At 61.2% G+C, this 13,021-nt stretch carries 12 protein-coding genes; 2 read left to right on the top strand and 10 right to left on the bottom strand.

Annotated features, from left to right (window positions below):
* Nucleotides 1-4: 4 nt before the first annotated feature.
* From atpA to QDY28_RS18135, 5 genes are all read right to left on the bottom strand, one after another.
* A complete protein-coding gene (gene atpA, locus QDY28_RS18155) occupies nucleotides 5-1,534 on the bottom strand; it encodes a F0F1 ATP synthase subunit alpha (RefSeq protein WP_331383057.1) in 1,530 nt (509 codons plus the stop codon).
* Entirely contained in the window at nucleotides 1,534-2,100 is a 567-nt protein-coding gene (locus tag QDY28_RS18150; RefSeq protein ID WP_331383056.1) for a F0F1 ATP synthase subunit delta, read from the bottom strand. The genes atpA and QDY28_RS18150 overlap by 1 nt, the downstream gene beginning before the upstream one ends.
* A gap of 261 nt (nucleotides 2,101-2,361) precedes the next feature.
* Entirely contained in the window at nucleotides 2,362-2,745 is a 384-nt protein-coding gene (locus QDY28_RS18145; protein ID WP_331383055.1) for an AGROH133_08824 family phage infection protein, read from the bottom strand.
* A gap of 109 nt (nucleotides 2,746-2,854) precedes the next feature.
* Nucleotides 2,855-5,086, bottom strand: a complete 2,232-nt coding sequence (locus QDY28_RS18140; RefSeq protein ID WP_331383054.1) for a primosomal protein N' — start codon at nucleotides 5,084-5,086, stop codon at nucleotides 2,855-2,857.
* Nucleotides 5,087-5,221: 135 nt separating this feature from the next.
* Nucleotides 5,222-6,178: a GNAT family N-acetyltransferase gene (locus QDY28_RS18135; RefSeq protein ID WP_331383053.1), complete on the bottom strand. Its 957-nt coding sequence runs from the start codon at nucleotides 6,176-6,178 to the stop codon at nucleotides 5,222-5,224.
* 244 nt (nucleotides 6,179-6,422) lie between these two features.
* On the opposite strand from QDY28_RS18135, the gene QDY28_RS18130 reads away from it, so the two are divergent.
* Entirely contained in the window at nucleotides 6,423-7,358 is a 936-nt protein-coding gene (locus tag QDY28_RS18130) for a tyrosine recombinase XerC (protein ID WP_331383129.1), read from the top strand.
* 130 nt (nucleotides 7,359-7,488) lie between these two features.
* Complete coding sequence (locus tag QDY28_RS18125; protein ID WP_331383052.1) at nucleotides 7,489-8,664, top strand: TraB/GumN family protein; 1,176 nt, start codon at nucleotides 7,489-7,491, stop codon at nucleotides 8,662-8,664.
* A gap of 233 nt (nucleotides 8,665-8,897) precedes the next feature.
* On the opposite strand, the gene lpdA is transcribed toward QDY28_RS18125, so the two are convergent.
* The 5 genes from lpdA to QDY28_RS18100 are packed head-to-tail and all read right to left on the bottom strand — an operon-like array spanning nucleotide 8,898 to nucleotide 13,019.
* Nucleotides 8,898-10,304 (bottom strand): dihydrolipoyl dehydrogenase, encoded by a 1,407-nt coding sequence (lpdA, locus tag QDY28_RS18120; RefSeq protein WP_331383051.1) that lies wholly within the window; start codon nucleotides 10,302-10,304, stop codon nucleotides 8,898-8,900.
* Between the two features lie 29 nt (nucleotides 10,305-10,333).
* Nucleotides 10,334-10,972, bottom strand: coding sequence for a LysE family translocator (locus QDY28_RS18115; protein WP_331383050.1), 639 nt, complete (start codon nucleotides 10,970-10,972; stop codon nucleotides 10,334-10,336).
* 18 nt (nucleotides 10,973-10,990) lie between these two features.
* Nucleotides 10,991-11,746, bottom strand: coding sequence for an SDR family oxidoreductase (locus QDY28_RS18110; RefSeq protein WP_331383049.1), 756 nt, complete (start codon nucleotides 11,744-11,746; stop codon nucleotides 10,991-10,993).
* Nucleotides 11,743-12,249: a hypothetical protein gene (locus QDY28_RS18105; RefSeq protein ID WP_442967556.1), complete on the bottom strand. Its 507-nt coding sequence runs from the start codon at nucleotides 12,247-12,249 to the stop codon at nucleotides 11,743-11,745. Before QDY28_RS18105 ends, QDY28_RS18110 begins: the two co-directional genes overlap by 4 nt.
* Nucleotides 12,250-12,269: 20 nt before the next feature.
* A complete protein-coding gene (locus tag QDY28_RS18100; protein ID WP_331383048.1) occupies nucleotides 12,270-13,019 on the bottom strand; it encodes a DUF4241 domain-containing protein in 750 nt (249 codons plus the stop codon).
* Nucleotides 13,020-13,021: the final 2 nt, after the last annotated feature.

Below are 13,021 nucleotides of genomic sequence, written 5' to 3'. Positions count from 1 at the left end.
CCGATCAGGCGAAAGACTTGGCGTAGCTGTCGAGAGCAGCGATGAGCTTGCCCTTGGTCGCGTCGCTGATGGCCTTTTCGGTGCGGATCGCGTCGAGGATGTCCTTGCCTTCCGACCGCAGGTAGGAAAGCAGGCCCTGCTCGAACTTGCCGATCTGCGGAACGGCGATCTTGTCGAGATAGCCGTTGACGCCGGCGAAGATCACCGCAACCTGCTCTTCCGTCTTCAATGGCGAGAACTGCGGCTGCTTCAGGAGCTCGGTCAGGCGGGCGCCGCGGTTCAGCAGGCGCTGCGTTGCAGCATCGAGGTCCGAGCCGAACTGGGCGAAGGCGGCCATTTCGCGATACTGGGCGAGTTCGCCCTTGATCGAGCCGGCAACCTGCTTCATCGCCTTGATCTGCGCGGACGAACCGACGCGCGAAACCGACAGACCGACGTTAACGGCCGGGCGGATACCCTGGTAGAACAGGTCGGTTTCAAGGAAGATCTGGCCGTCGGTGATCGAGATCACGTTGGTCGGAATGAAGGCCGAAACGTCGTTGCCCTGCGTTTCGATAACCGGCAGAGCGGTCAGCGAACCGGCGCCCTTGTCGTCGTTCATCTTGGCGGCGCGCTCGAGGAGACGCGAGTGCAGGTAGAAAACGTCGCCCGGATAAGCTTCGCGGCCCGGCGGACGGCGCAGCAGCAGCGACATCTGGCGATAGGAAACAGCCTGCTTCGACAGGTCGTCATAGCCGATCAGCGCGTGCATGCCATTGTCACGGAAATATTCGCCCATGGCGCAGCCGGCGAACGGCGCCAGGAACTGCATCGGAGCCGGATCGGACGCCGTTGCGGCGATGATGATCGAGTACTTCAGCGCGCCGCGCTCTTCGAGCACCTTGACGAACTGAGCGACGGTCGAACGCTTCTGGCCGACGGCGACGTAGACGCAGTACAGCTTTTCGCTGTCCGGACCGGCATCGTGGATGGCTTTCTGGTTCAGGATCGTGTCGAGAATGATGGCGGTTTTGCCGGTCTGGCGGTCGCCGATGACGAGCTCGCGCTGGCCGCGGCCGACCGGGATCAGAGCGTCGATAGCCTTCAGGCCGGTCGACATCGGCTCATGAACCGACTTGCGCGGAATGATGCCCGGAGCCTTGACGTCGACGCGCGCGCGGCGGGTCGCGTTGATCGGGCCCTTGCCGTCGATCGGGTTGCCGAGCGCGTCGACGACGCGGCCGAGAAGTTCCGGGCCAACCGGAACGTCAACGATCGCGCCGGTGCGCTTGACGGTGTCGCCTTCCTTGATGTCACGGTCCGAACCGAAGATAACCACACCGACGTTGTCGGATTCAAGGTTCAGCGCCATGCCGCGGATGCCGCCGGGGAATTCGACCATTTCGCCGGCCTGAACATTGTCCAGACCATAGACGCGGGCGATACCGTCACCGACGGAGAGAACCTGGCCGACTTCGGAGACTTCAGCTTCCTGGCCGAAGTTTTTGATCTGATCTTTCAGAATTGCGGAAATTTCCGCGGCGCGGATATCCATCAGCCGACCTCTTTCAATGCAAGCTTAAGGGTGGAGAGTTTGGTGCGAAGGGACGTATCGATCTGGCGGGAGCCGACCTTGACGATCAGGCCGCCAAGAATCGACGGATCGACGGTGACGGCGATCGCCACGTCCTTGCCGGTGACGCCCTTCAGCGCCGCCTTCAATTCATCTTCCTGCGCCGGGGTCAGCGCATGCGCCGAGGTGATCTCGGCGGAAACTTCGCCGCGATGCTGCGCGGCAATGATGCGGAAAGCCTTGATCATGCCCGGCAGCGCAAAAAGGCGCCGGTTGCCTGCCACGACCTTCAGGAAATTGGTGACGTAATTGCCGAAGCCCGCCTTGGTCGCCAGGGCCTCGACGGCGCCGACCTGCTCTTCGGCCGAAAAGACCGGGCTCAAGACGAAACGCTTCAGATCATCGCTGTCATCCAGCATGGCTTGGAACCGATCGAGATCGGCGGTCACTGCCGGGATGGCACCCTCCTCGAGGGCCAGCTCGAACAATGACGAGGCATATCGTTCTGCAACACCAGAAATATGCTGGGATGTGTCTGCCACGGGCACAAAATTCCCTGATTTCAACCCAAGAATCCGGCTTCCGAGAGACGGAAGTCACATGTTCTTGAATTCGTTTTGATTTCCCCCAGAAATCAGCAGGGGCTTCCCCCTACCTCATCCGAAATTCGGGGTTCGTCTAACATAGGATATTGAGACTCGCAACACGCGTAATCGCTGAATACGCTATTCGGGTGAATTTATGGTGGCAAAAATTCAAAACCATGGGGATAGCACGGCCAATCAAAGCCGAAGCGAGAGCATTTTGGCTCAAATATAGCCGAGCCCATAGAGAAGCGGTAGAGCCGCCAGAACCGCCTGCACAACCAGAAGTAACAGATTCAAAAGAACGCTTCCCCGATCCGACATGATCGAAAGAATGCGGCCGAAGGCGGCGACGGCAAAGGATGCACCGAGCGCCAGATAGACCATCGGCTGGGCCAGCAGGATCGCGACCAGCCCGAAGCCCAGATAGAAGCCGCCGGCCGAACGCCCCTCGGCATAGGCTTCCGGCTGCCCTTCCCGCACCTGCAGCTTGAGGAAACGATAGGTGTAGCCTGGGGCAAACATCGCGAGGAAGCCGATAAGCGCCGTAAATGCCGCCGAGCAATAGGCAAGCTGCTCGCCCAGGTCAGTCGGAAAATAAAGCTCCATCGGTGGTCCCCAAAATCAACCTAAACCAAATCAATCATATCAACAGGCAGACTTATGGCATGAACAGGCGAAACAGGGGAAGACGCCGGAAAGGCGCCGTTTCCCCAAACTACAGGAAACTCTGTGGATCGATGTCGAGCTGCACCTGCACGGAGCCGCGCTCCTTCGGTGATTGTGCCAGCAAAGCGCGAAGGAATCCCTGCATGTCCGAGTTGCGCCGGCCGTGCACGAGCAGGCGAAAGCGGTGGCGGCCCCGCACCAGGGCAAGCGGCGCTTCGGCCGGTCCGAGCACCGATATGCCCTGAACCTGTGGTGCGGCATTGCGCATGCCGCGAGCATGGGTCTCCGCATCCTGCCGGCTATCGGCGGAGACGATGATCGAGGCGAGCCGACCGAAAGGCGGCAATATGGCTCTTTCGCGCTCGGAAATCTCACGCTCATAAAATGCACTGGCATCGCCGGAGACGATCGCCTGCATGACGGGGTGCTGTGGCTGATAGGTCTGCAACAGCCCGTGGCTCTTGAGGCCGGTTCGCCCCGCGCGGCCGGTCACCTGCGACAGAAGCTGGAATGTCCGCTCGGCAGCCCGCGGATCGCCATTGGCAAGGCCGAGATCGGCGTCGACGATGCCGACCAGCGTCATCAGCGGGAAATTATGCCCTTTGGCGACGAGCTGCGTGCCGATGACGATATCCGCCTCGCCTTTGGTAATAGCATCGAGTTCCAACCGCAGCCGCTTGACGCCGCCCATGATGTCGGAGGAGAGCACGATTGTCCGCGCTTCGGGAAAATGCCGCTCGACCTCTTCGGCGATGCGTTCGACGCCCGGCCCGCAGGCGACGAGATGATCGAGCGTGCCGCATTCCGGGCAAGCCTCGGGCGTCCGTTCGGCATAGCCGCATTGATGGCATTGGATTTGGCCGCGGAAACGATGCTCCACCAGCCAGCTCGAACATTGCGGACATTGGAAACGGTGCCCGCAAACGCGGCAGAGCGTCAACGGCGCATAGCCGCGCCTGTTGAGGAACAGCAGCGACTGCTCGCCCTTCTCCACCGTCTTGCCGATCGCCCGGATCAGCAGCGGCGAGAGGAACCCGCCGCGCTCCGGCGCATGTCGGCGCATGTCGATCAGATGCAGGTCCGGAAGAGCCGCATCCCCGAAGCGGGTCGGCAGATGGATCGTACTGTAGCGCCCGCTCTGGCCATTAACCTGGCTCTCGACCGAAGGCGTCGCCGAGACCAGCACCACCGGAAAATCGCCGATCCGGCCGCGCACGACCGCCATGTCGCGGGCATTGTAATAGACGCGATCCTCCTGCTTGTAGGCGGGATCATGCTCTTCGTCGACGATGATCAGACCGAGATCTTCGAAGGGCAGGAACAGCGCCGAGCGTGCGCCGGCAACGACGCGCACCTCGCCCGTTACCGCCTGCCGCCAGACCTTTTCGCGCATGCGCGGCGCTAAATCCGAATGCCACTCGGCCGGCTTGGCGCCGAAGCGATCCTGAAAGCGCTCGAGGAAACTGGCCGTGAGCGCGATTTCCGGCAGCAGGATCAGCACCTGCTTGCCGCGCTTCAGCGTTTCGGCGATCGCCTCGAAATAGACCTCGGTCTTGCCGGAGCCGGTGACGCCATCGATCAGCGACACGGAAAACTCGCCCTTGCCCACCTCGGCAAGAATTTCATCCGCCGCTTCGCGCTGCGGGCCTCCGAGCCGCGAGGCGATGTAATCCGGATCGGGCCTGGCAACAACTGGCGGCGGCGGCAGGAACACGGTTTCGAAAATGCCCTGCGTGATCAGCCCGTCGACGACACTGGTCGAAACCCCAGCGGCATGCGCCAAGCCAGTGCGCGTCCAGGAAAGCCCATCGGCGGCCGTCTCCATCACCCGCGCACGAGCCGGCGTCAGCCGTTCCGGGACACCGCCGATAAAGCGCAAACCTTCAACCATTGGTTCGGGATCGAAGGCTGCGGGCGCGCGCAGCGCCATGCGCGCCACCAGCCCCGGCGGCGACAGCGTATAGGCGGCCACCCAGTCGATGAAATCGCGCATCTCCTTGGTAAGCGGCGGGCAGTCGAAGACATGGCTGATCGGCCGCAGCTTCTTCGGATCGACACCGCCCTCGTCACCGTCGTCCCAGACGACGCCGATCACCTGCCTCGGCCCGAGCGGCACCTGCACGACCGAGCCGGGCTCAACCGCCATGCCTTCCGGCACCGCATAGGAATAGGGCTTCGGCGCCGGCATCGGCACCAGAACCGGGACCGTGCGGCTCATGGTCGGGTGTGCGGGCGCGGCGTCAAACAACGCGCCGAACAGATCGGACGAATCTTTGGTCATCGCGCCAGACCATGCCCCGAGCGGCGGTAAAAGAAAACCCGGGAGTGGTTCGGCCTGATATCATCCGAAAGCCGGTTCACAGGTTCATCACACCATCTTTGGCGAGGTGAGTAGAAGCAATAAGCCGCCGCAGCCTTAAACCGAATGTTCCGTGACGGCCGCGGCCGTATTCTCGGCCGCCATCGAAGGACCGACCGGCGTGAAAGTGGCATTTCCGTCCGCCGCCAGATCGAACACCGTGTGCTTCTCCAGCGCTTTCGTCACTTCGTTGACGTCGCCGTCCAAATGCTCGACCGGGATGAGATTGCCGATCAGGAAATCGAAGCGGTCGCCGCGCTTGTTGAGGAGCTCGTGAAACACCGTCATGTCGCGCAGCTCCGTCGACCATTTGGCGAACCAGTAGAAAAGGCCGGAATTGCGCGCCGTCAGATGCACCGGCAGGATCGGCAGATTGTACTTGCGCGCCAGCCCCACGGCCGAGGTCTTCCATGGCCGCTCGTTCAACTTGCCGTTAGCCCAATAGGCGATACGGCCGGAGGGAAAGAGCACAGTGACCTTGCCCTCGGCAACGGCGCGATTGGTGAGCTGCAGCGTTTCGCGCGTCTTCAGCTTGCTCTTGTATTCCTCGCGCCATTCGACCGGGATGATCATCTCGGCGAATCGCGGATTGACGCGGACGGCGTCGCGATTGGCGAAAACCATCATATCGGGCCGGCGCGCCTTCAGGAGATCGAAAACCGCAACGCCGTCGGCAATACCGGTCGGATGGTTGCTGACGAGAATGAAGCCGCCGGAAGCCGGAATGCGCTCGGCATGGGTCACCCCGATATCGAGCTTGAGCAGATCGCTCATATATTCGAAGCACTGGAAACCCGGCAGATTGGCGATATCGTCGGCAAATTCGATCGCCTTGTTATAACGCAACAGCGTATAGAGAAACGGCCGCATCAACGGCCAGAGCGGGTTGCGAACGATCTTCTGGCCGCGTTCGGCGATCAGCGTATCGACGATATGTCCGGGCTGGCCCTGGGACACCAACGCGATCGCTTCTGCAAGTTGTCCCAATGCAGTTATCGAACCGCGACGTGCCATGAAATGCCCTGGATGGTTGGGTTATACTCTATTGCAATCGAATATGATCGAAGCATGACAAGCGCCTCGCGTATACCCGCTTAAATCGATATTGATTTAAGGAACAGCTTATACGCAGTTGAAAAGGACTACTGCGATCGTCCATACGCAAAAGAGCGGCACGGCACAGTAGGAATGTTAGCGATTCCATAACCTTCCCTCCTTCAAAGTGGCAGAATGAATTTGAATTTCAAGGGGTTTTCCACTGAACGAGTTGCTGATTATCGCCGATCCCGAGCTGATGGCCGAGCGCGGCCGTTGGCTGGAAACGCTTGGTGAGGAGCGGCGGCTTTCCGCCCATACGCTCAATGCCTACGAGCGTGACACGCGGCAATTCCTCACCTTTCTGACCGGTCATCTCGGCGGTCCGGCGACGATCGAGGACATCCACGCGTTGCGCCCCGCAGACTTCCGCGGTTTTCTGGCGGCACGCCGCAAGGATGGCGCGGGCGCGCGTTCGCTCGGGCGCAATCTTGCCGGCCTTCGTTCGCTGCTGCGCTATCTCGAAAAGAAAGGGCTGGTGAATGCAGCCGGCGCTGCAGCGGTGCGGTCGCCGAAACAGCCGAAATCGCTGCCAAAGCCGCTCTCCGACACCCAGGCGATCACCGTTGTCAGCGACGAGGCGCAGATGCACGACGAGCCTTGGATTGCCGCGCGCGACACGGCTGTGCTGACCCTGCTCTATGGCTGCGGCTTGCGTATCTCCGAAGCATTGGATCTGACGCCGGAAGACGTACGCCCCGGCGCGACGGCGCTGCGGATCACCGGCAAGGGCAACAAGACTCGCTTGGTACCGCTGCTGCCCATCGTTGTCGAAGCGGTCGAAAGATATCGCGCGCTCTGCCCCTATCATCTCGACGCAGGTACGCCGCTTTTTCGCGGTGCGCGCGGCGGCAAGCTGCAGCCCGGCATTATTCAACGCGGCATGCAGAAGCTGCGCGGCGCCTTCGGGCTACCGGACACGGCGACGCCGCATGCGTTGCGCCATTCTTTCGCCACGCATCTGCTCGCAGGTGGCGGCGACCTGCGCACGATCCAGGAATTGCTCGGCCATGCCAGCCTTTCGACGACGCAGGTCTATACCGGCGTCGATTCATCGCGGCTGCTCGAGGTCTATGACCGGGCTCACCCGCGCGCGTAAGAAAGCGTTAACCTCTCGCGTTAAGGGAATATGCGTGTCCGAAAGGTAGAGCAGAGGCATGCATCGGCATGTCTCGCGAAAGCCACGTTCGCGCTTTAGGAGTCGTGCCCTCTCCCAGCGGAAGGTTTAGATGATTTCTGCCCTCGAACCTAAGACGATGCGGTCAATGAAACCGGCAATCGGCGACCTCCTCCTTTGGCTCGCGACAGCCTTTCCGTTGATGCTGGCAATTCTGTTGATCACCACCATACTCAGCTTGCAGCCGGCCCATGCCGACGAGACGGCATCGGATAGCGGTGCCAAAAATCCGTTCGGAAAATTGCAGAAAAGCGATTTTGCCAAAATCGGAGCCTTACTCAAGGAGGCAACGCCCGATAGCTGCGGTGGCAAGGATCTGATGGCTGAACTGCAGAAAAGCGATCCCGCGAAATATGCCGCCATCCTCGCGGAGGGTGCCAAGGTGGTGAACGGCAAAAGCATCTTCTGGAAGATCGAAAAGCCCGGCCTGAAACCTTCCTGGCTGCTCGGCACCATGCATGTCAGCGACCCGCGCGTGCTGACCATGCCGAAGGGTGCAGCCGAAGCAAGTGCCGCGGCGGATACGATCGTCGTCGAATCCGATGAAATCCTCGACGATAGGAAAGCGATGGCGTCTCTCTTCATCAATCCGTCTTTGACCATGCTGACCGATGGCTCTACCATCAGCCAGCATCTTTCGCCCGAAGAGAATGCCAAACTGGAAGCGGGCCTGAAAGAGCGCGGCGTACCGCTCGCCGCCGTCGCCCACATGCAGCCCTGGTTGATTTCGAGTTCCTTCGAAATGACCGCCTGTGAAGTCCGCCGCAAGGGGAGCGGCAGAAAATTCCTCGATCAGAAGCTTGCAAGTGACGCCGCCGCTAGCGGCAGGCAGGTCAAGGGCCTGGAAACCCTAGCCGAACAGGCCAAGGCCATGAGCGATCTGCCGATCCAACTTCATCTGAAATCGCTGCTTCAGACGCTGGAACTCGGCGACAAGATCAACGACGTCAACGAAACGATGACCGATCTCTATCTCGCCGGGAACATCGGCGCGATCATACCGATGCTGAAGAATATCGTGCCAGACCAGACTTTGTCCGACGACGATACCGCCGCCTTCGAACAGCGCATCATTCTCGACCGCAACAAGGTCATGGCGGAGCGCGCCGCACCGATCCTCGCCAAGGGCAACACCTTCATTGCCGTCGGTGCACTGCACCTGGTGGGTGATCAGGGGTTGGTGGAACTGCTGCGCAAGCAGGGTTTCACGGTGACCGCCGTTAACTGAGTAAAATTATGGAGCCGGACAGGGCTGTTTCGAGGAGAACTTGTGCCCTGCCCCTCACCTAACCCTCTCCCTGCCAATGCGGGAGAGGGAATTGTCTCGGCACTTGCCGTTCCCTCAGAGCACTGATCTTGCCCGGTAAATCCCCACTCCCCGTCAAAACGGGGAGTGGGCTAGGGTGAGGGGCCAGGCACAAAATTGCCTCATCGGCACACGCGCCTGACCTGCCCCATACCTCACATATGGATCGGCTTGAAGAAGGTCGCGAGTGCGGCTTCCTTGACAGCTTCCGACATGGTCGGATGAGCATGGCAGGTGCGGCCGAGATCTTCCGACGACCCGCCGAATTCCATCAGCACGGCAATCTCGTGGATCATCTCGCCGGCGCCGAAGCCGACGATGTGCCCGCCGAGGACGCGGTCGGTCTCCTTGTCGGCCAGGATCTTGACGAAACCATCCGTCGCGAGCATGGCGCGGGCGCGGCCGTTGGCGGTGAAGGGGAATTTGCCGACCTTGTAGGCGATGCCCGCGGCCTTCAACTCTTCCTCCGTTTTGCCGACGGAAGCAATTTCCGGCTGCGTGTAAACCACGTTCGGAATGACGTCGTAATTCACATGGCCTGCCTGGCCGGCAAGGATTTCGGCGAGCGCCACGCCCTCGTCTTCCGCCTTGTGCGCCAGCATCGGACCCTTCACCACATCGCCGATGGCATAGATGCCGGCGACATTGGTTTTGAAGTGACCGTCGATTTCGACGCGACCGCGGTTGTCCAGGGCAACGCCCGCCTCTTCGAGGCCGAGACCGGCGGTGTAGGGCTTGCGGCCGGTCGATACCAGCACGACATCGGCATCGAGCACCACCTTGTCGCCGCCCTTGACCGGCTCGAAGGTGACCTTGGCGCCATCGCCGACCTTCTCGACGCCGGTAACCTTGGCGTTGAGATGGAAATCGATGCACTGCTTGGCGAGCATCCGCTGGAACTGCTTGGAGACTTCGCCGTCCATGCCGCCGAGAATGGTGTCGAGATATTCGACGACGGTGACCTTGGCGCCGAGGCGCGACCAGACCGAGCCGAGCTCGAGGCCGATGACGCCGCCGCCGACGACGATCATGGTGGCGGGTACCTTGTCGAGGGCGATGCCGCCCGTGGACGAAATGATCACCTTCTCATCGATCTCGAGGGGTACGCCCGGAATGCCGGCAACGTCGGAGCCGGTGGCGATGACAATGTTCTTGCCCTCGATCTCGGTCACCTTGCCATCGTCAGCCGTGACGGAAACCTTGCCGGCAGCAACGATCTTGCCGGTGCCCTGGAAGGCATCGATCTTGTTTTTCTTGAAGAGGAAGGCGACGCCGTCGACATTCGCCTTCACCGTTGCATCCTTATGCGCCAGCATCTTCGAAAGATTGAGCGTCGGTGCTGCGACTTCGATGCCGAGGGCGTCCATGCCATGGCCGGCATGATGGAACATTTCGGAAGCATGCAGCAGCGCCTTGGACGGAATGCAGCCGACATTAAGGCAAGTGCCGCCGAAGGTGGTACGCTTTTCGACGACTGCCACCTTGAGGCCGAGCTGCGCCGCCTTAATGGCGCAGACATAGCCGCCAGGACCGGTTCCGATAATGATCACATCGTAGGACATAGTTTTAATTTCCTTGTTTTGTAACTCTGTTAGTCAGTCGCCCGCGCCAAAGCGAGGCGGATGCCGAAGCCGACAAGTGCCGCTCCGGTGATGCGGTTGAACCATTTGCCGCTGGCGATGAAGCGATCGCGGACCAGCTTGACGGTGAAGAAGACAGAAACGCCGGCAAACCAGGCGACGAGCGCCGCCGCCATGCCGATCCCATAGGAAAATTGGATCAGCGCCGGCGTGTCGTGATGCACGAGCGTCGAAAACAGCGACAGGAAAAACAGTACCGGTTTCGGATTGAGCGCATTCGTGATGAAACCTGTCGCCAGGCAGCGCCAGATGGAAACCGGCTTGCGGTTCTCCTCGCCGATCTCGATCTCCTTCACCTTGAAGCCCGGCTCCCGGAAGGACTTGATGCCGAGATAGACGAGGTAAAGGACGCCGGCCCATTTGATTAGGCTGAAGAGCATGAGCGATTTCGAGACGATGAGCCCGAGGCCGAGAATGGTGTAGCTGACATGAAAGAGCAGCGAGAAGCCCATGCCGAGGCCGGTCATCATGGCCGCGCGACGGCCATGCACGATGCTCTGGCGCAGGATGACGGCAAAATCAGCGCCCGGTGCAACGATGAAAATCGAAAACACCGCCATCAGGCCGAGGAATTCCAGAATATATTGCATGATTTCTGCCCTTTCCGATCAACGTCCGCCGCTCACATCGAGGATGGCGCCCGTTATATAGGAAGCCTGTGGTCCTAAGAGGTAGAGGATGGCGTCGGCCACCTCGTCAGCCGTACCCGCCCTCTTCATTGGCAGTTGCGGCGCAATCGCGCGCGCCCGGTCGGGCAGGCCGGCGGCGGCGTGGATATCCGTATCGATGATGCCCGGCCTGACGGCGTTGACCCTTATGCCCTCGGCCGCCACCTCGCGCGCCAGGCCGAGCGTGAACGTATCGATTGCACCCTTGGAGGCCGCATAATCGACATATTGGCCGCCGCCGCCCAAAGTGGCTGCTACGGACGAGAGATTGACAATCGCACCGCCCTTGCCGCCGTGACGGGTGGACATGCGGCGGATCGCTTCCGCGGCCGCAAGCATAGAGCCGGTGATGTTGATGCGGAACATGCGGTCGAGCCGCTCTGGCGTCATCTCGTCCAGGCGCTGCACACGGTCGACGATGCCGGCATTATTGACGAGACCGTCCAGCCGGCCGAAATGCCCGTCGACGGTCGCGAAAATGGTGCGGATGTCCTCTGGCGAGCCGACATCGCCGGCGACCGCAATCGCCTCCCCGCCCGCGTCGCGGATCATCGTGACGACCGTCTCCGCCGCCGCCTTGTTCGAGGCGTAATTGACGGCCACGGCCCAGCCTTGCCGGGCCGCGGCGATCGAAACCGCCGCCCCGATGCCGCGGCTGCCGCCGGTGACGAGAAGAACAGGGGATTTGCCAGTCATTCGCCGCATCCTTTCAAGGTCAAGACATCCCAGGGGGCGACGGTCGCTTTGCCTTTGCCCCAGATAGAGGAGTCACGGATCGAAGGTCCGAGTGCCGGCAAAACCAGCCGCGCCGCAGCGCCAGCGCCCTCCGGCGGCAGGACACTGATCTTCCCCGTCAGATCCGAGGCATAAATCATGCCCTGCCAGATGGTGCAGGCGCGCAGATCCGCGCCCGTCACATCGCCTTCCGGGCAGTTGAACATGATCAGGCCGTTGGCGCGCAGTTGATCCTCCGAGCGCATCACCACGCCATCGGCGACGATCGGCGTGTTGCGCACCGCGAATTTAAACTTGTTGCTGGTCGCCGCCGCCTCGGAACCGACCGGTTCGAAACGCAGCTCGTAGGCGTTCTCCATGTCGCCGTAGACAGCTTTTTCCTGCACGCATTCATCCGCCAGGGCCGGTGCGGGAATGGCGGCAAATGCCATCATCGCCCAGTGCATGGGGGCCAATCGTGCCATCGCGTGATTTGCCCGCATGATCACCCTTCCCCCGGCTCGTGCCGGCCGTCGGCATTTTCGGTCACGCCGAAATCCGTGAAGAGGACGAGCGGGTGACCGGTCGCATCGAGGCCCCAGAACACCGGGTAGAAACCGTCCCCCCATCCGCTCCAGAACACCGCGACATTCCCGCGCTTGCCTGCCACCGGCCGATGCATGACATATTTGTCGTCATTCACCTTAATTTCGGGAGCTAGGACATCATCGTAGTAGTTGATGTCGGTGGCGGACTTCTGTGTGCGGACCTGCTGCTCCCGCTCCTGGAGCAGTGCGTATGTTTCCGCATCCATGTAGCAGCCGAGACCGGCATCCACCGGATAGCCGAAGAACTCGTCTCCCTTCAGCGACTGGATATCCTGGCCGGGAATGAGTGCCAGCTCCCAGCGCGACGGTTTGCCATCGGCAAAGCGCATGCTCGCCGCGGCAATACGGCCAAAAGCTTCATAGAGAGTGACGGGATAGTTGCCGGGCGGAACGGTCCTGACGAAAGCCGAACGATCCGGTCCGACTAGAGGATCGCTGGCGACAATGCGGCCGGACGTCAGTTCGACATTGCCCATATGAAAGATGGTGATCGACCGGGCGGCGAGATCGGCGTCGCTCAGCGACGCCAGATCGAGATTGCTGCTGAGCTTTGCGGCGTCGAAATCATCCGCAGCAGCGGAAGATGGCATCCACGCGGCGACGGCGCACAAGAGTCCGCGCATCGTCCGCATGGGCCATTTCGACATCA

Origin of the sequence: Rhizobium sp. BR 362 (genome assembly GCF_036528765.1) — a bacterium.
In the GTDB taxonomy this organism is placed as follows: domain Bacteria; phylum Pseudomonadota; class Alphaproteobacteria; order Rhizobiales; family Rhizobiaceae; genus Rhizobium.
Note: the sequence above shows the minus strand (reverse complement) of the source record. Positions and strands in the feature narration are given on the sequence as shown.

Excerpts from the sequence above, each read along its gene's own strand:
- atpA (WP_331383057.1), bottom strand. The coding sequence starts at position 1,534 with ATGGATATCCGCGCCGCGGAAATTTCCGCAATTCTGAAAGATCAGATC.
- QDY28_RS18145 (WP_331383055.1), bottom strand. The coding sequence starts at position 2,745 with ATGGAGCTTTATTTTCCGACTGACCTGGGCGAGCAGCTTGCCTATTGC.
- QDY28_RS18140 (WP_331383054.1), bottom strand. The coding sequence starts at position 5,086 with ATGACCAAAGATTCGTCCGATCTGTTCGGCGCGTTGTTTGACGCCGCG.
- QDY28_RS18135 (WP_331383053.1), bottom strand. The coding sequence starts at position 6,178 with ATGGCACGTCGCGGTTCGATAACTGCATTGGGACAACTTGCAGAAGCG.
- QDY28_RS18125 (WP_331383052.1), top strand. The coding sequence starts at position 7,489 with ATGATTTCTGCCCTCGAACCTAAGACGATGCGGTCAATGAAACCGGCA.
- lpdA (WP_331383051.1), bottom strand. The coding sequence starts at position 10,304 with ATGTCCTACGATGTGATCATTATCGGAACCGGTCCTGGCGGCTATGTC.
- QDY28_RS18115 (WP_331383050.1), bottom strand. The coding sequence starts at position 10,972 with ATGCAATATATTCTGGAATTCCTCGGCCTGATGGCGGTGTTTTCGATT.
- QDY28_RS18110 (WP_331383049.1), bottom strand. The coding sequence starts at position 11,746 with ATGACTGGCAAATCCCCTGTTCTTCTCGTCACCGGCGGCAGCCGCGGC.
- QDY28_RS18105 (WP_442967556.1), bottom strand. The coding sequence starts at position 12,249 with ATGGCACGATTGGCCCCCATGCACTGGGCGATGATGGCATTTGCCGCC.
- QDY28_RS18100 (WP_331383048.1), bottom strand. The coding sequence starts at position 13,019 with ATGTCGAAATGGCCCATGCGGACGATGCGCGGACTCTTGTGCGCCGTC.